Raw genomic sequence first — 17,846 nt, 5'->3', positions numbered from 1 at the left:
AATTTGGTTTCATTGTTATTTCAATTTATTTCATATTTATTTCAAAACGAGTTCATATAGTTTTCACTTGGCAAAATTATTATATATACATCGTAAGAGATACGAAAGACACAGCATTTAAGGAGGACTAAAAAATGCTTGATAATAAAAATCCAAATGAATTCAATGATATCTATTCAGGTAATGCTGAAAATACACCTGAAAGCAACACAGACATTCCGCAGAAGAATGCAGAGGCTTCATATGAATGGAATTCCGATAAAAGCGACAACAAGTCAGACAGCACAGAATACCATTATTCATATGTAAACGGCAATAATAAAGACGCTTCGCATAATCCTAACAGATATAACGAGCCTACTCAATATTCTTCACAGAATACAAGTTCGGGATACAGCAATAATTATCAAAATCCAAATACAAACGCTTATGATAATTATCAATCAAACGGTTACACTGCACAGAACCAACAGTCACAGAATGTATATAATTCTCAACCGTACGGTACTGCTCCCAATCATTCGGCAAACGCAAAACCGCCTAAGGCTAAAAAACCTAAAAAACAGAGAAAACCAATATCAAGAGGCGGTATTGCAATAGCACTTGCAGTTACAATGGTGTTCTCTTGCGGACTTGGCTTTGGCGGCGGTTATTTTGCAAATAAGGTAAATACCAGTACAAGCGGCAGTTTAAATATTACCAAAACAAGCAACAGCGGCACAACCACAACTGCTTCAAGTACATCTAAGGCAAATTCAACCTCTGAAATTGTTAAAAAGACAGCCGACAGTGTTGTTGAAATTTCAACAGAAAGCGTTGTAACGGGTTCATTTGCTCAACAGTATGTTCAGCAGGGTGCGGGTTCAGGCGTTATTATTTCTCAAGACGGTTATATTCTTACAAATAACCATGTAATTAACGGAGCAAATTCTGTTAAGGTAAGACTTAGAGATGGCACAGAGTACGATGCAACAATCATAGGCAGTGATTCAGATAATGATATTGCTTTGTTAAAGGTTAGTGCAACAGGACTTTCGCCTGCAACTTTCGGTGACAGCAACAGTCTTGCGGTAGGTGACTATGTAGTTGCTATCGGCAACCCACTCGGTGAACTTGGCGGTACAGTCACAGACGGTATCATCAGTGCACTTGCAAGAAAGGTTACTATTGAAGATACACAAATGACACTTTTGCAGACAAATGCACAGGTAAACCCGGGTAATTCCGGCGGCGGACTTTTTAATGCAAACGGTGAACTTGTCGGTATCGTAAACGCAAAGCAGAGTGCAACCGAAGTTGAGGGTATTGCTTTTGCTATTCCGATTAACAATGTACTTGATATTTTAAGTGACCTTAAAGAATACGGTTATGTAACAGGTAAGGTTGATCTTGGTATTGACTTTACAGATATTACTTCTGACGAAACAGCTTTCTATTACGGTGTAAATCAGACAGGTTGCTATGTTCTTTCTGTTGATTCCGGTTCAAATGCCGAAAAAGCAGGAGTTACAAGAGGTGACCTTGTAACAAAGGTAAACGATACAGATGTTTCTTCGTCATCGGACATTACTACTGCACTTGAAAAAGCAGAAGTAGGCGACACAGTTACATTTACTGTAAGCCGCAGAGGAACAAGTAAGACAATTTCATTTGTACTTGAAGAATATATACCTGCGGTAAGCAATTCTCAAATCACTAACGGCTCACAAAAGAGCACTACTCCGACATCAGACAGCGAAAATTCAACCGGTGACGACTCTATTTGGTCACAGATGTTTGGATGGTAATGCTGCTGTTTATATATAAATAATTCATTCTAATCTCTCCATACACAACAGCCGATGCGTTTTGCACCGGCTGTTGTGCTGTTTAGCGGTTTTGCAAAAATAATAGGGCAGACAAAGCGTCAGCCCTATTATGGTTTAGTGTATTAAATTGCGGTAGCAAAAAGTATTTGTGGGCTTTGCCCACACTCACAACCTTTGAAAGGTTGATCAAACTTTTATAAATGTTTTTCGAATGGATTATGCTAAATAATAAAATTTACTGTTTCGGAATAGGTTTTGCCAATTTCATAGCATCGTTTGTTCCAAAAGTACGACGAATAACAGTTTCAATGTATTTCTTAATAAGTGTTTCATCATCAACTATTGTAAAGAATCGTAAAACCTGTGTTTGATTAAACCATACTATTTTCATTGGTGCTTTTAAAGTTTTGCTTATTCCAGCAACAGAAAGACTTGCCGCTTCGTTTTTTAATTCTTCTGTTTCACTGCATTTGCAGTTGCTCTTTTTGTATAATTCTGTAATATCGGTATCTTCTGAGTCAATAAAACCGCTCGTTACTTGTGATATATTTTCCAAGTCAGCGGCTGCCATATAATCAGCCGAGCTAATCATATAATCCCATCCATAGCCCTGCGCTGCCAAAAGCACATCATATTGATGCCAAGGCCCTGATTGAATATGCTTTATATCTCTGATATAAGTTACATCATCAATGTATTCTTCGTTATTTTTCTTTTTAAATTTATCAAACAGTCCCATATTATTCTCCTTTATTACAGAAAAGATTTAGTAATAATATATCTAAAAATTACCATACTTGTAAAACAAAAAAACAGACTAATAAGAAAGTTAATCTGTTTTTTATGGTGCGAGTGACTTAGTTAAAAAATAAGTAAACTTTCTGCCTCGTTTGATGCGGCTTGCAAAAATTATAAATATCATCAACGCTCTCCCTAAAAACAGTCCACAGGACTGTTTTCTTAACGGTCGCCTTCAAGTCCCGTTATCAATTTGCTTGTAAAACAAAAAAACAGATTAATAAGAAAGTTAATCTGTTTTTATGGTGCGAGTGACGGGACTTGAACCCGTACGTCGTGAAACACACGCCCCTCAAACGTGCCTGTCTGCCTATTCCAGCACACTCGCTAATATTAAGTTTTTGTATTGAGATTGTTTCCTCTCAATCAACGAGTGTTATTATACCACCGTAATTTACAAATGTCAACACTTTTTTTGAAAAAATACATTTCAGAAGCAATAAATTTGCAATTTGTATTTTTATGTGTTATAATAAAACTGTTGTGATGTTGAAAAACATCAGTAAATAACAGAATAAAAGGTATTGTGAAGGAGAAAATATGAATAAAAAAATAAATAAATTTGTTTCTTGTGTTCTTGCTGTAACTTTGTTTATGAGCCTTCTTACTGTTACCGCTTTTGCGGCAGAAAGTAATTATGATTTGAACGGCGACGGAAAGGTATCAGTATCTGATGTAACCGCTTTGCAGTTAAGAATTTCGGGGAACAGAAGTAATTGGACCGATGCATATGAAAAGCGTGCGGATATTAACGGTGACGGCAAAATTGATATTAATGATGTAACCGCTTTGCAAAATATTCTTATGAATGCGTCAAGCGGAGGTACAAGCAGCGGAGCAAGTGCAGCTAATTCATTTTTAATTAAATTACCGTCAAATAAAATTGACAGCAGTTATAAGGGAAGAACATATAAACTTTCCGATAAAGAAAGGGCTTACATAGAAAAAATTGTAATGGGTGAGTTCGGTACTTCTTATGCAGGTTCTGTATTTATTGCACAGTGTATAAGGGATGCTCTTGTTTACGGATATTGCAAAAATCCTATGGATTTAAGAAAATCATCTGCCAACGGCGGTATGGGGTATGACGGATACAGAGAAAATGTAAACGCAAACGCTAAAAATGCCGTGTCATATGTTTTTGACAATGGCGGTAACGCTGTTCAGCACCGTATACTTGTAATGTGTACAGATGAGTATTATAACGCTTATCCGAACAATTGGCATTCAACTCAAAATTACATAACAAAATACGAAAATGTACTGTTTTTTGACTATTGGAACTGATTTTTACCGCTGACCGAGAGGTTGGCGGTATTTTTTATGCAACTTAACCTTTGTATTCTGCATTTTACCTAAAAATACTTTAAATTGAATACAATTTCTGCTATTCTATAAATGTACTTAATAAATGAATTTAACTTCACAGAGGGAATATATGAAGATAAAGATAATTAAAGACAGCACGGTTACCGAAACCGAGATTACGGTTAAATGTGCGGCTGTTGACGAGAATTTAAAAAGACTGCTTGACGAGCTTGAACATAACAATGCAAAGCTGACAGGCAGAATTGATGATAAAACATTTCTTATATCTGCTGAAATGATTTATTACATAGAAAGCGTTGATGAAAAGACATTTATTTATTCTCAAAATAAGGTGTATGAAACCGATTACAAACTCTATCAGACAGAACAGCTTTTACCGCAATCTGATTTTGTAAGGATAAGTAAAAATTGTATTCTTAATATAAGCAAACTTACGAGTGTAAAGCCATTGCTTAACGGAAAAATGGAAGTACATATGAATAACGGAGAAGTTCAGATTGTAAACAGACATTATTTAAAAGATTTTAAAAGTAAATTTGGACTGTAAAGGGGATAGAACAATGAATAAATTAAGTCAGTTTTTTTCTGTTTTTGTAAATTCATTTGCTTGGCAAACACTTATACTTGCTTTGCTCAATGTATTTTTAGGCAGCGGTTTTGTTTTTAATGCATACAGCGTGATTCAATGCTTTATTGTCGCATTGGTTATTTCTGTATTAATGTTTGTGACCGACATGATATTGTCAAAGGGTTTTAAACTCAAACTTAGTTTGTTGACTGTAAGCATAATAGATATTTTAGAAGTTTTTGCCGTGGTTATGGTAGTAGGCGGAGCAATATTCGGTTGGTTTGATTTTGTAATGTCAGACTTGCTGATTGCGGCAGGTGTAATTATTGCGGTGTTTTTGATAGTGTTTACAATTCATATGTTGAGAATGAAAGCAGATTCAAATACGATTAATAAAATATTAAAGGAGAGAAACAGCAATGAAAAAAGCAATAGTAATTGAAAATTTAACAAAGACTTACGGCGATTTAAAGGCTGTTGACAATATTAGTTTTTATGTTGAAGAAGGCAGTCTGTTTGCATTTTTAGGACCGAACGGAGCGGGAAAGTCAACCACCATAAGTATATTGAATACTTTTTTAAAGCCTGACGGCGGCAGAGTTGAAATCGGCGGAAGAATACTCGGAAAAGAAGATTCAAAAATAAGAGCCGAAATCGGTGCGGTATTTCAGGAAAGTTTGCTTGACCCGCTGCTTACCGTAAAAGAAAACCTCTCAATACGAGGCAGTTTTTACGGTTTAAAAGGTAAAAGTTTGAAAAATGCAGTTGCCGATGCTATCGAAAAATCGGGTGCAACCGATTTTATGAACAGACCGTACGGTAAACTTTCGGGCGGTCAGCGCAGAAGAGCAGATATTGCAAGAGCGTTGATTAATACACCTAAAATATTATTCCTTGACGAACCGACTACAGGACTTGACCCGCAAACAAGACTTTCGGTATGGGAAACCGTAAGTAATTTACGAAAAGAATACGGAATGACGGTTTTTCTTACCACTCATTATCTTGAAGAAGCAGAGAACGCAGGATATGTTGTAATTATGGATTCGGGTAAAATTGCAGCGCAAGGAACTCCCGTTGAACTTAAAAGCAAATATGTTTCGGATATGCTTACAATATACCATAAAGACAGTACAATGGCGGATATTGAAAGGATACTGAAGTCAAAAAATATGAAATACACATTTACGAAAGAAACCGTAAAAATTCCCGTTAAGTCAACTTTTGCAGCTTTGCCGATAGTCAATGAGCTAAAGGATTACATATTTGATTTTGAAGTTCAGAAGGGTAAAATGGATGATTTATTTGTAGCTGTTACAGGAAAGGAGATAAAGTAATGCTTGCTTTGGTAAAAAGAAATATTAAAATATATTTCAGAAACAAGGGCGCTTGGCTTGCGTCTTTGCTTACGGTGTTTATAATCATCGGCTTGTATGCGCTTTTTCTCGGAGATCAACTTTCAAAAGGTTTTGAGGGTATAGGACTTGACAGTCCAAGACTTCTTACAGACGGTTGGATAATGGCAGGTATTATTTCTATTATGCCGCTTTCAATATCTCTCGGTGCGGTATCAATAGTAAGCGACAGGTCAAAAGGACTTTTTAAAGACTTTTACTGTTCGCCTGTAAGCCGCAGCAGAATAACTCTCGGATATATTTTAAGTCTTGCTTTGATTTCGTTTTTTATTACATTGATAGGTTTTATTCTCGGTGAAATATACATAGTTGTAAACGGCGGAGAATTATTAAGCCTTTTGAATATGCTTAAGGTTGTCGGCATAATTGCAATTGACGACCTTGCGACAACTTCTATTGTTATGTTTATTGCAATGTTTATAACAACCGAGGGCGCATATACCGCCGTATGTACAGTTATAGGTACAATTTCCGGATTTATTACAGGTATTTATATTCCTGTAGGTTCGTTGCCCGATTCGGTTGCAACTGCAGTAAAATGTTTTCCGATTTCTCATGCGGGCAGTATGTTAAGACAGATTTTTACAGAGAGTGCAATTACCGAATGTACTAAATCTGTACCTGCCGAATTAAAACCTGATGTAATTGATCAGATTAATTCCGAGATGGGTATAATCTATTCGTTCGGCGACCATACGGTTACTGATTTTGAAAGCATAATTGTTCTTGTTGCAACCGCAGCGGTTTTCTTTGTACTGACAGCTTTTGTGGCAAGAAGAAAAAAGAAGTAATTTATTTTAAATAATATACATAATAGGGGCGTTGTTTACATACAATGCTCTTATTTTTTATATAAATGCTTTTATTTCTTTGAAAATTATGTTATACTAAACAATGTATATTAGATTGGAAAAACCAAATTATAGATTCGGAGATGATATGATGAATTCTATTGAAAGAAAAATTATTGCCGACGGTGTTGCTTTTAACAACATCAAGGTAAATAGATTTAAAACAATCAGAATGAGCATTAATCTGTATGTACCTTTAAATGTTGAGGATGCGGCACACAATGCTCTTTTGCGTGGATTGCTTACACGCTCCTGCAAGGCTTACCCTGATTTTACTCAATTCAGCAAAAAGCTCAGCGCTCTTTACGGAACAGATATTGTATCAAGCGTAAAAAAGACAGGCGCTTATCAGGTGCTGACTTTTACAGCGGTTGGTATTGACGACAGATATGTGTTTACCGACGAAATCATTTCAGCGGAAATTTCAAAGCTTTTGTGTGAGGTTATCTTTAATCCTAACATTACCGACGGTAAATTTAATGATAATGATTTTGAGCAGGAACGCAGACAGTTGCTTGACGCTATTGACGCAGAGTTTAACGATAAGCGTGGCTATGCGATAAGCACAATGCTTTCAAATATGCTTAAAAACGAAACCTGCGGAATCAAGCGTTACGGCAGTGTTGAAGAAATCAAAAAGATTACTCCCGAAAGCCTTGTGGATGCGTGGAAAAAATTATTAAAAGACTCTGTTGTGGAAATTTTCTATATCGGTGACAGCGGTGCCGACAAAGCGGAAAAAGTATTTACAGACGCATACAGCAAGATTGACAGAACACCTTGCAAGGTTGATATGAGTTATGTCAAGAGTGCGGACGAAGTACAGCGTGTTGTTGAAGAAATGGATGTTTCACAGTCAAAACTTGTACTCGGTTTCCGTTCGGGTGTCGGCTGTACAGATACCGAAAAAGAGTGGATTGCAGGCAGACTTATGTGCGCTGTTCTCGGAGGTACCGCCAACTCAAAACTTTTTAACAATGTAAGAGAAAAGCAGAGCCTTTGCTACTACTGTGCGGCAAGCTACAATTTTATTAACGGTCTTATGATTGTTGACAGCGGCGTACTCAATGAAAATATTGAAAAAACCGAGAAAGCAATTCTCAAAGAAGTTGAAGATATGAAAAACGGCAATATCACCGACTTTGAAATTGAGGCTACAAAGCGTGCAATAGTAAACGGATTCCGTACATCCAACGATACCACAGCCGGTATAGACAACTGGTATTCTTCACAGTTTATAAATGACGGTTTTAACAGCATTGAAGAACTTGCGGCAAAATATAATGCAGTTACAAAGGAAGAAATTGTAGAGGCAGCCAAAAAGCTCACACTTGATACTGTATATGTTCTTAAAAATAAATAAACTGCGAAAGGAAGTGTGTTAAATGGATATTAAAGAAATAAAATCTGAAAGAGTTGCAGAAAAATATTATAAAATAAATCATCCGTCGGGACTTACAATTTATGTATATCCAAAAGAGGGATACAATTCGGCTTATGCTATTTTCGGTACACGCTACGGCAGTATTAATACAAAGTTTTCCGTAGATGACGGCGAAACAATTACCGTACCTGACGGTATAGCGCATTATCTTGAGCATAAACTTTTTGAAAGCGAAGACGGCGACGCATTTGTTCGTTATGCACAAACAGGTGCAAATGCCAATGCTTATACAAGTTTTGAAAAGACCTGCTATCTTTTTTCTTGTACAGAAAAATTTGATGAAAGTCTTGAAATTTTACTTGATTTTGTTCAGTCACCGTATTTTACTGCGCAGACCGTAGCTAAGGAACAGGGTATTATCGGTCAGGAAATCAAAATGTATGATGATGCACCTGACTGGCGAGTAATGTTCAATATGCTTGAAAATATGTATCACAATCACCCTGTAAAGATTGATATTGCAGGTACGGTTGAAAGCATTGCTGAAATTACAGCCGAAAAATTATACGAAGTGTATAATGTGTTCTACAACCTTAACAATATGGTGCTTTGCGTTTCGGGCAATGTTACTGTCGACAAGGTTTTAAAAACAGCCGACAGACTTTTGAAACCGAGTGAAAAACATACTATTCACAATGTATTTGAAAACGAGCCTTACGAAATTGTTAAGCCGTATGTAGAACAGGAATTTTCTGTTTCTATGCCTATATTTAATCTCGGATTTAAGGAAAAAGCGGATTGCGTAAAAGGCGACGCACAGGCGGCTCATACAGATATTTTGCTATTCCTTTTAGCATCTGAAACAAGTGAATTGTATCGTAAATTGCTTGATGCAAACCTTATTAACAGCTCGTTCTCTTATGAACTGTTTGACGGCCCCGGTTACTGTTCGGTTATCTTTGGCGGTGAGTCAAGAGAACCGCAGAAAGCAGCGGAAATGATTAAGGATTATATTGTTAAACTTAAAGAAAACGGAATTGATAAGGAAGAGTTTGAAATTGCCAAAAAATCAATTTACGGCGATACAGTTGCATCTCTCAATTCTGTAGATACAATTTCAAATATTCTTGCCGACTACCATTTCAAAGGCAATAATATGTTTGACTATATTGATGAAATCGCAAACGCTACAATAGAAGATGTTACAAAGCGACTTGATTGTATGCTTGATGTAAATAACTGTACTTTGTCGATTGTAAAGCCAATTCAGGACGGTGAAAAGTAATGGACTATAATGTTTCGTTTCCGGGACTTGGTCTTGAATTTACCGTAAATCCTGTTGCTTTTACCATTGGTAATTATCCGGTTTATTGGTACGGTATAATTATTGCGTCGGGACTTCTGCTTGCAGTGCTTTATGCCTATGTCAGTTCCAAACGATACAATGTTGACGGCAATAAGCTGATTAATTGTATTCTTGTGGGAATCATAACGGGTATTATTGGCGCAAGACTTTACTATTGCTTTTTTGAATGGGATTATTACGGCAAAAATCCGATTGAAATTCTCTATATAAACAACGGCGGTCTTGCAATTTACGGCGGCATTATCGGTGCGCTTTTAGGCGGTCTTACGGTTGCAAAAATTCAAAAAATGAAAATTATGCCGATTCTCGATATTGCTATGATGGGCTTTTTGCTCGGACAGGGAATAGGCAGATGGGGCAATTTTATGAATCAGGAGGCATTCGGCGCACCTACCGATTTACCGTGGGGAATGGTAAGTCAGGGTACAGACAATGTTGCGGTTCACCCGTGCTTTTTCTATGAATCGGTATGGTGTCTGCTCGGATTTGTGATTTTACATTTCTATGGTAAATACAGACAAAGATATGCAGGACAGATTTTCTTCAGCTATCTTGTGTGGTACGGCTTTGAAAGAATGATAGTAGAGGGACTCAGAACAGACAGCCTATATATGCACTTCCAAATTTTTGGCAATGCGGTGCGAGTATCTCAGCTTTTGTCGGCAATTATTTTTATTGTAGGTATAGTTATGCTTTTGATAAACATTAAGAGAAAGGACAGTTTTTATGCAGATTATAGACGGAAAAAAGGTATCGGCTCAGGTAAAGCAAGAAGTAAAAAATGAAACCGAGCTTTTAAAGAAAGAATATTCGATTACCCCGGGACTTGCGGTTGTCATTGTAGGTGACGACCCTGCGTCGAGAGTTTATGTAAATAATAAAAAGAAAGCCTGCGAACTTGTAGGATTTCATTCCGAGGAATATGCTTTGCCTGCCGAAACCACACAGGAAGAGCTTTTAGACCTCGTAAAAACACTTAACGAGAAAAAGGACATTAACGGTATCCTCGTTCAGCTCCCATTGCCAAAGCATCTTGATGATAAGGCAGTAATTGAGGCAATAAATCCGCTCAAAGATGTTGATGCGTTCCATGCTGTAAATGTAGGTAAAATTATGCTCGGCGAGTATGATTTTCTCCCTTGCACACCTGCCGGCGTAATGGAAATGCTCCATTATTACAATATTGAAGTCAGCGGCAAAAATTGTGTTGTAATCGGCAGAAGCAATATTGTAGGCAAACCTATGGGAATGCTTTTACTTCACGAAAACGGCACTGTAACAATTTGCCACAGCCGCACAAAGAATCTTGCAGAGGTTTGCAGCGGGGCAGATATTCTTGTTGCAGCGGTAGGCAAACCGAAGTTTGTTACGGCAGATATGGTAAAAGAGGGCGCTGTTGTAATTGATGTAGGTATGGACAGAGATGAAAACGGCAAACTTTGCGGTGATGTTGATTTTGAGAATGTAAAGGACAAATGTTCATACATAACACCTGTTCCGGGCGGTGTTGGTCCTATGACAATTGCAACACTTATGAAAAACACTGTAAAGGCTGCAAAAATTCAGAATAACCTGTAAAAATAAGGTTGACAACAAATTATATTTGTGTTATGCTATATAAGCCGCATATTGTGGGTTGTTAAATGAGTTATTCTCTACCTGCAGATAGCGAGACATATGTAAAGGTGGGTACTAAAATGTACGCAGTTATTCAGACAGGCGGTAAGCAGTACAAGGTAACAAACGATCAGGTTATCTTCGTTGAAAAGCTTAACGCAGAGGCAAACGATACAGTAACATTCGATGTTATTGCTGTTGGCACAGATGACGGCATTAAGGTTGGCACTCCTGTTGTTGAGGGTGCAAAGGTTACTGCAGAGGTATTAAAGAACGGTAAAGGCAAGAAAATCAGAGTTGCTACTTACAAGCCAAAGAAAGGCGAGAAGAGAGCAATGGGTCACAGACAGCCTTACACACAGGTTAAGATTACTTCAATCGAGATCTGAGAATGATTACGGTAACATTTTTTAAATCGGCTGATTATTTTAAAGGCTTTAAAATATCCGGTCATGCTGATTTCAATACCAGCGGTCCTGATATTGTTTGCGCAGGCGTAAGCTCTGCGGCAATTATGACAGCCAATACAATCACCGATGTTCTGCATACGGATGCAGAGGTTACCGACAGCGACGGTTTTATTAATTTAAACCTGAGCAGTAACGAAGCAACAGAGGCATCTCATTTAATTGAGGGCTTATGGCTTCACTTATCTGCTTTACAAAAGCAGTACAAAAAGTATATTAAAGTTATTATTTCGGAGGTGTAAGGTAATGATTAAGGTAAATCTTCAGCTTTTCGCTCATAAAAAAGGTATGGGTTCTACAAAGAACGGCCGTGACAGTGAATCAAAGCGTCTTGGTGTAAAGCGTGCAGACGGACAGAAGGTTCTCGCAGGCAACATCCTTGTTAAGCAGAGAGGTACTCACATTCATCCAGGTAACAACGTAGGTATCGGTTCAGACGACACATTATTCGCAAAGATCGACGGCGTTGTAAAGTTTGAGCGTGTAGGCAAGGACAGAAAGCGTGCAAGCGTTTATCCTGTTGAGCAGTAATTTGCGCATTATCTTAGGGTGGATATTTATTATCCACCCTTTTTTGTTAGGTATTGATTTTTATTGTACTTTGAGGGTATAATAAAAATGGGTTTACAATTCATAATACTTAATTTTAAATCGTGATTTTCGGCAAATTTTGATAATGAATTAATCACGCATTATAAATTATGAATTAGAAATAAATTCGTCATTTGGAGGTTAGCAGAGATGTTTGTAGATACAGCGAAAATATATATAAAAGCCGGTGACGGCGGTGACGGTGCAGTATCGTTTCACCGAGAAAAATATGTTGCGGCAGGCGGCCCCGATGGCGGTGACGGCGGCAGAGGCGGAAATGTAGTGTTTGTTGCAGACACTAATCTTTCAACTCTTGCCGATTTCAGATATAAACGCAAATACCTTGCAAAAAAAGGCGAAAACGGTCGAGGCGGTCGCTGCAGAGGCAAAAATGCAGAGGATTTAATAATTCGTGTTCCTCTCGGTACACTTGTTAAAGAAGAGGAAACAGGCAGAGTTTTAGCCGATGTATCATCTTCAGAGCCGTATATTGTTGCGAGAGGCGGTAAAGGCGGTTGGGGTAATCCGCATTTTGCTACTCCTGTTCGTCAGGTTCCCCGTTTTGCAAAACCCGGTTTACCCGGAGAAGAGTTTAATGTTACTCTTGAACTTAAACTTTTGGCGGATGTCGGACTTGTAGGATTCCCTAATGTAGGTAAAAGTACACTTGTATCCGTAGTTTCACAGGCAAAACCGCTTATTGCAAACTACCATTTCACAACCATTACACCTGTACTTGGTGTTGTATCAATGGGTGAGGGTTCTTCTTTTGTAATGGCTGATATTCCCGGACTTATTGAGGGCGCATGGCAGGGAACAGGTCTTGGACATCAGTTTTTACGCCATATTGAGCGCTGCAGAATGCTCGTTCATATTGTTGATGTTTCAGGTTCGGAGGGAAGAGATCCGAAAGAAGATTTTGAAACCATTAACAATGAGCTTAAAAAGTTTAATCCCGAGCTTGCGGAAAGACCTATGATTGTTGCGGGAAACAAATGCGATATGGCAACTGATGAACAGATAGCGGATTTCAAGGCTTATGTTGAGGCACAAGGTTATGATTTCTTCCCGATTATGGCGGCAATTCGTTATGATGTTGATCCTATGTTAAATAAAATCAGAGAAATGCTCTCAAAACTTCCTCCGATTACTCATTATGAGGCAGAACCTGCTCCGATTGTGACAGCAGAGGATTTTGAAGATCATTCGGTTACCGTAAAGAATGTTAATGGTATCTATACTGTAGAGGCGGACTGGCTGTTACAGGTTATGAAAGGCATTAATTTCGATGATTACGAAAGCCTTAACTATTTCCAAAAAGTTCTTATTGATAACGGTGTAATTGACGCACTTCGAGCAAAAGGCTGTGGCGAGGGCGACACGGTTTCAATATATGAGCTTGAATTTGATTTTGTTGACTAACAGGGTGTTTGTATGGAAAATGAGAATATAATTGAGCATACCTATGCAGACGAGGTTTCTCCGCTTACGCTTGCGTTTGTAGGCGACGGTGTGTACGATTTGCTTGTTCGTGCATATCTTGTACGACAGAGCAACCGCCCTGTAGGTGAGCTTAACAAAATAAAGGTTGGCTTTGTTAATTGCAAAAGTCAGGCAGAGTATGCCAAAGTTTTAATACCGCATCTTTCAGAAAAAGAATTATCGGTATATAAAAGAGGAAGAAATGCCGCCCCTAAATGTACTCCGAAAAACGGCACTGTGGCAGATTACCATAGTGCTACGGGACTTGAGAGCCTTTTCGGATACTTATATTTAAAAAATGAAAAAGAAAGAATTTCTGAGTTGTTTGATATTATTTTACATATTTCGCTAAATGGAAGTGGTAATTGTGAAAAATAAGCTTGATATTAAGACTGCGGTTGCCGACTATGCAATAATGCTTGCAGGAGCAGCTGTTTATGCAACTTCTGTTGTGGTTTTTACGGCTCCTAACGATATTGCACCGGGCGGACTTACAGGTGTGGCTACAATGCTTAATCATATGTTCGGTTTGCCTATAGGTACTATGGTGTTAGTTATGAACATTCCTTTGTTTATATGGGGCGCTGTTGAAAACGGCATTTCATTTCTTACAAAAACAATAGCAGGCACGGTATTCGCTTCAATACTTATAGATGTATTTACACCGATTATGACTGCCTATACGGGCGACAGAATTTTGGTTGCGATATTTGGCGGAATACTTAACGGTGTCGGACTTGAAATGATATTTATGCGTGGCGGTTCGACAGGCGGCACGGATATTGTTGCTCTGAATTTGCACAAACATTTCCCGTATTTTTCAACAGGAAATCTTATTTTTGCAGCAGACGCACTTGTGCTTATAATGGTATTCTTTGTATATAACAGTATTGAAAGTGTTTTGTATGCTGTGGTTACAATATTTTTCAGTATTAAAGTTATTGACACCATTTCATATGGTGTTGCGAGAGATAACGGTAAACTTATGTTTATTATTACAGATAAATACGCAGAAATTTGCAGTATGATTATGACTGAAAATGACAGAGGAATAACTTTGCTTAACGGTGAGGGCGCATACAGCGGCAAGCCGAAAAGAGTTATTATGTGTGCTGTCAGACCGCATCAGGTATATAAAATTACAAACACCGTAAAAAGTGTGGATAAAAGAGCTTTTATTATAGTAACTACAGCCGGCTCTATCAAGGGCAAAGGCTTTATAACAAAAACCGGCATCGGCTCTTAAGCTGATGTCGGTTTTCGACTTTACATAAAGAAAATAATTTTAATTTCCGCCCGGTCCGTCTTGTCTTTCTCGTTTGTCATCAAGCGGCTTGTGCCCTGTAGTTACCCATTGATTATCGGTAGCAGTCTTTTTATTTTCACCGTTTACAGTGGGCAATGAATTTGAATTATTTTTGCCTCCGGTTCTATGACACATAAAATCACCCCTTGACTTATTTTGCGATAAATCAAGGGGTTTATGAATTTGCATTTAAATTTTCCGTTCGTAAGTCAAACATTTTGTTTTGGTATTTTTGCTTTAGTAAAAAGGTCTATCGTCTTACGACAATAGACCTTTTCATGGTGCCGGTGACCGGACTTGAACCGGTACGGTATCGCTACCGGCGGATTTTGAGTCCGCTACGTCTGCCAATTCCATCACACCGGCAAATACAAATTAATTATACAGTATATATTATAAAAAATCAAGTATATATTTTAAATCTTTTTAAAATTTAATAAATATTCTAATATCGAATATAAAATAGCATAAAAACAGGAAATTCTACATTTTTTTAATTTTTAATATCATTTTAGTTGCTTATTTAAAAAAATTATATTATAATATATCTGTATTTTTATTAGCAGTCAAGGCTGCAATTTATGGAGGAATGTCAAAATGGATAAAAAAGAGCTTCTTTATGAAGGTAAAGCAAAAAAAGTATTTTCTACAGAGAATCCTGACTACTGTATAGTTTCTTACAAAGATGACGCTACTGCTTTTAACGGTGAGAAAAAGGGCACAATCATCGGTAAGGGTGTTGTAAACAACCGTATGAGCAACTTTATGTTTAAGCTTCTTGAGGAAAAGGGTATTCCTACTGATTTCGTTGAAGAGCTCAATGACAGAGATACTGTTCTTAAAAAAGTTGAAATTGTACCTCTCGAAGTTATTGTAAGAAATAAGGCAGCAGGCAGCCTTTCAAAAAGACTTGGTCTTCCTGAAGGCACACCTATGAAAACTCCTGTTCTTGAGTTCTGCTATAAGGATGATGCACTCGGCGATCCTATGGTAAATGAATATCATATTCTTGCAGCCGGTTTTGCAACAAAAGAAGAGATTGATATTATTTCAAAGTATGCTCTCAAGATTAACGAGATTATGATTGACTTCTTTAAGGAGTGTAAGGTTGACCTTATCGACTTTAAGATTGAGTTCGGCAGATATAAGGGTCAGATTCTTCTTGCTGATGAGATTTCACCTGATACATGCCGTTTCTGGGATATGGATACTCAGGAAAAACTCGACAAAGACCGTTTCCGTCGTGATTTGGGCGGTGTTGAAGAGGCTTATGCCGAGATGATGAAGCGTATCGGCTTGGCTTAATATTCTGTTTAAATATACATTTACAAATCCCTTTTAGGGCATTAGTTTGATATTTTTACGGATGGTGGCGCTTTTTGAAAAATTCTTTCGATAATTACGCAAAAGAAGGACTGCACGAGGAATGTGGTGTTTTCGGAATATTTGGTGACGGTACAATTAACCCTGCTTATGCTTGTTACAACGGTCTGCTGGCTTTGCAGCACCGTGGACAGGAAAGCTGCGGTATAGCCGTTACCGATGATGGTGTAATAGATTACCATAAGGATATGGGACTTGTTACCGAGGTTTTTAATAACCGTATTCTTGATTCTTTACAAGGTCAGATGGGTATTGCTCATGTCCGTTATTCGACTGCCGGAGGCTCTGTACTTGAAAATTCACAGCCTCTCGTTATGCGTTATGTAAAAGGTACGCTTGCCGTTGCTCACAACGGTAACCTTACCAACGCTCTCGAAATACGCAGTCAGCTTGAACAGACAGGTGCTATTTTTCAGACAACTATCGACTCTGAAGCTATCTGTTATGTTATTGCAAGGGAAAGACTGAAATGTCATTCTGTTGAAGAGGCGGTTGCCCGTACTATGAGGGTTATTAAGGGTGCATATTCTCTGCTTGTTATGAGTCCGAGAAAACTTATTGCCGCCCGTGACCCGCACGGTTTCCGTCCGCTTTGTATGGGTAAGTATAATGATTCCGTGGTATTTGCAAGTGAGAGCGCAGCTCTTGACGCATGCGGAGCAAAATTTATCCGAGATATTGAACCCGGTGAAATTGTGGTTGTTGACAATAAAGAAATCCGCAGTATTAAACCGGATTTCGGAGAAGAAAAGAAGCAGTCACTTTGTGTTTTTGAATATATTTATTTTGCCCGCTCGGACTCCTTTATTGACGGTATCAGCGTCTATGAGGCAAGAAAACAGGCAGGCAGAATTTTGGCAAGGGAGTTTCCGGTAGAGGCAGATATGGTAGTCGGCGTACCTGAATCGGGTATTGACGCCGCCATAGGCTACAGCGAAGAATCCGGAATTCCTTATGAAAAAGCTATTGTAAAAAACAGCTATATAGGCAGAACTTTCATTAAACCCAGTCAGAAAGAGCGTATGAAGAGTGTGCGCATAAAACTTAACCCTATTGCAGATAAAATAAAGGGTAAGCGTGTGGTCATTATTGATGACAGCATCGTGCGTGGTACTACCGTTGACAGAATTGTCACTATGCTCCGTGAAGCAGGTGCCAAAGAAGTTCATATGCGTATAAGTTCACCGCCGTTTATGTGGCCTTGCTACTACGGTACGGATATTCCGTCAAGGGGAGAGCTTATTGCCTGCAACCATACGGTTGAAGAAATCCGTCAGCTAAGCGGTGCGGATTCACTCGGTTATCTTCCCGCAGACAGCCTGCGTGAAATGTTGCACAATGCTCCGATAGGCTTTTGTGATGCTTGTTTCAGCGGTAATTATCCTGCTGAAACCACAAAAAAGACCTTTAAGGGCAAAGAGCGTGGCGGTATGAATTTTGATAAAAAATGCTGATAAACCTACATTCTGAAAGGATTTACT

The 17,846-nt window shown here is 38.2% G+C and carries 20 protein-coding genes and 2 tRNA genes; 18 read left to right on the top strand and 4 right to left on the bottom strand.

Annotated features, from left to right (window positions below; all coding sequences use genetic code 11):
• The first annotated feature begins 134 nt into the window (after positions 1-134).
• Positions 135-1,787, top strand: coding sequence for a S1C family serine protease (locus H8R91_RS11410; RefSeq protein ID WP_186936332.1), 1,653 nt, complete (start codon positions 135-137; stop codon positions 1,785-1,787).
• Positions 1,788-2,043: 256 nt separating this feature from the next.
• Here the strand turns inward: H8R91_RS11410 and H8R91_RS11405 are convergent, their stop codons facing one another.
• Together H8R91_RS11405 and H8R91_RS11400 are read right to left on the bottom strand one after the other, a co-directional pair.
• Positions 2,044-2,547, bottom strand: coding sequence for a hypothetical protein (locus tag H8R91_RS11405; RefSeq protein WP_186936331.1), 504 nt, complete (start codon positions 2,545-2,547; stop codon positions 2,044-2,046).
• 302 nt (positions 2,548-2,849) lie between these two features.
• Positions 2,850-2,934 (bottom strand) — tRNA-Leu (locus tag H8R91_RS11400).
• Positions 2,935-3,146: 212 nt separating this feature from the next.
• Here H8R91_RS11400 and H8R91_RS11395 point away from each other — a divergent pair.
• From H8R91_RS11395 to H8R91_RS11325, 15 genes are all read left to right on the top strand, one after another.
• Positions 3,147-3,893: a dockerin type I repeat-containing protein gene (locus tag H8R91_RS11395; protein ID WP_186936330.1), complete on the top strand. Its 747-nt coding sequence runs from the start codon at positions 3,147-3,149 to the stop codon at positions 3,891-3,893.
• A gap of 151 nt (positions 3,894-4,044) precedes the next feature.
• Positions 4,045-4,482 (top strand): LytTR family DNA-binding domain-containing protein, encoded by a 438-nt coding sequence (locus tag H8R91_RS11390; protein ID WP_186936329.1) that lies wholly within the window; start codon positions 4,045-4,047, stop codon positions 4,480-4,482.
• A 13-nt stretch (positions 4,483-4,495) separates the two neighbouring features.
• Positions 4,496-4,945: a DUF3021 domain-containing protein gene (locus H8R91_RS11385; RefSeq protein ID WP_186936328.1), complete on the top strand. Its 450-nt coding sequence runs from the start codon at positions 4,496-4,498 to the stop codon at positions 4,943-4,945.
• A complete protein-coding gene (locus H8R91_RS11380; RefSeq protein WP_022234717.1) occupies positions 4,923-5,840 on the top strand; it encodes an ABC transporter ATP-binding protein in 918 nt (305 codons plus the stop codon). Before H8R91_RS11385 ends, H8R91_RS11380 begins: the two co-directional genes overlap by 23 nt.
• The gene (locus H8R91_RS11375) at positions 5,840-6,709 is read left to right on the top strand and encodes an ABC transporter permease (RefSeq protein ID WP_186936327.1); all 870 of its coding nucleotides are present in this window, start codon (positions 5,840-5,842) and stop codon (positions 6,707-6,709) included. Before H8R91_RS11380 ends, H8R91_RS11375 begins: the two co-directional genes overlap by 1 nt.
• Before the next feature lie 148 nt (positions 6,710-6,857).
• Positions 6,858-8,132 (top strand): EF-P 5-aminopentanol modification-associated protein YfmF, encoded by a 1,275-nt coding sequence (gene yfmF / locus H8R91_RS11370; RefSeq protein ID WP_186936326.1) that lies wholly within the window; start codon positions 6,858-6,860, stop codon positions 8,130-8,132.
• Positions 8,133-8,154: 22 nt separating this feature from the next.
• The gene (gene yfmH / locus H8R91_RS11365; protein WP_186936325.1) at positions 8,155-9,438 is read left to right on the top strand and encodes an EF-P 5-aminopentanol modification-associated protein YfmH; all 1,284 of its coding nucleotides are present in this window, start codon (positions 8,155-8,157) and stop codon (positions 9,436-9,438) included.
• The gene (gene lgt / locus H8R91_RS11360) at positions 9,438-10,304 is read left to right on the top strand and encodes a prolipoprotein diacylglyceryl transferase (RefSeq protein WP_186936324.1); all 867 of its coding nucleotides are present in this window, start codon (positions 9,438-9,440) and stop codon (positions 10,302-10,304) included. Before yfmH ends, lgt begins: the two co-directional genes overlap by 1 nt.
• Positions 10,246-11,097, top strand: coding sequence for a bifunctional methylenetetrahydrofolate dehydrogenase/methenyltetrahydrofolate cyclohydrolase FolD (gene folD, locus H8R91_RS11355; RefSeq protein WP_186936323.1), 852 nt, complete (start codon positions 10,246-10,248; stop codon positions 11,095-11,097). Before lgt ends, folD begins: the two co-directional genes overlap by 59 nt.
• A gap of 119 nt (positions 11,098-11,216) precedes the next feature.
• Positions 11,217-11,525, top strand: coding sequence for a 50S ribosomal protein L21 (gene rplU / locus H8R91_RS11350; protein ID WP_186936322.1), 309 nt, complete (start codon positions 11,217-11,219; stop codon positions 11,523-11,525).
• Between the two features lie 2 nt (positions 11,526-11,527).
• On the top strand, positions 11,528-11,845 hold the full coding sequence (locus tag H8R91_RS11345; RefSeq protein ID WP_186936321.1) for a ribosomal-processing cysteine protease Prp: 318 nt from the start codon (positions 11,528-11,530) through the stop codon (positions 11,843-11,845).
• Between the two features lie 4 nt (positions 11,846-11,849).
• Positions 11,850-12,134 (top strand): 50S ribosomal protein L27, encoded by a 285-nt coding sequence (rpmA, locus tag H8R91_RS11340; RefSeq protein WP_022234725.1) that lies wholly within the window; start codon positions 11,850-11,852, stop codon positions 12,132-12,134.
• A 210-nt stretch (positions 12,135-12,344) separates the two neighbouring features.
• Entirely contained in the window at positions 12,345-13,616 is a 1,272-nt protein-coding gene (obgE, locus tag H8R91_RS11335) for a GTPase ObgE (protein WP_186936320.1), read from the top strand.
• A gap of 12 nt (positions 13,617-13,628) precedes the next feature.
• On the top strand, positions 13,629-14,054 hold the full coding sequence (locus H8R91_RS11330; protein WP_022234727.1) for a Mini-ribonuclease 3: 426 nt from the start codon (positions 13,629-13,631) through the stop codon (positions 14,052-14,054).
• Positions 14,044-14,922 (top strand): YitT family protein, encoded by an 879-nt coding sequence (locus H8R91_RS11325; RefSeq protein WP_249376447.1) that lies wholly within the window; start codon positions 14,044-14,046, stop codon positions 14,920-14,922. The genes H8R91_RS11330 and H8R91_RS11325 overlap by 11 nt, the downstream gene beginning before the upstream one ends.
• Before the next feature lie 39 nt (positions 14,923-14,961).
• Here the strand turns inward: H8R91_RS11325 and H8R91_RS11320 are convergent, their stop codons facing one another.
• Together H8R91_RS11320 and H8R91_RS11315 are read right to left on the bottom strand one after the other, a co-directional pair.
• Positions 14,962-15,117 carry a hypothetical protein gene (locus H8R91_RS11320; RefSeq protein WP_186936319.1) on the bottom strand — a complete coding sequence of 52 codons (156 nt, stop codon included), beginning with the start codon at positions 15,115-15,117 and terminating at the stop codon, positions 14,962-14,964.
• 144 nt (positions 15,118-15,261) lie between these two features.
• A tRNA-Leu gene (locus H8R91_RS11315) sits at positions 15,262-15,348 on the bottom strand.
• Positions 15,349-15,579: 231 nt separating this feature from the next.
• Between H8R91_RS11315 and purC the strand changes: the two genes are divergently transcribed.
• Positions 15,580-16,287 (top strand): phosphoribosylaminoimidazolesuccinocarboxamide synthase, encoded by a 708-nt coding sequence (gene purC / locus H8R91_RS11310; RefSeq protein WP_186936318.1) that lies wholly within the window; start codon positions 15,580-15,582, stop codon positions 16,285-16,287.
• A gap of 74 nt (positions 16,288-16,361) precedes the next feature.
• Complete coding sequence (purF, locus tag H8R91_RS11305; protein WP_022234731.1) at positions 16,362-17,819, top strand: amidophosphoribosyltransferase; 1,458 nt, start codon at positions 16,362-16,364, stop codon at positions 17,817-17,819.
• The last annotated feature ends 27 nt before the right edge of the window (positions 17,820-17,846 follow it).

Source organism: Ruminococcus intestinalis, from assembly GCF_014288065.1.
GTDB lineage: Bacteria > Bacillota > Clostridia > Oscillospirales > Acutalibacteraceae > Ruminococcoides > Ruminococcoides intestinale_A.
The sequence above is the reverse complement of the archived record's forward strand: the minus strand, read 5'-3'. Positions and strand labels throughout refer to the sequence as shown.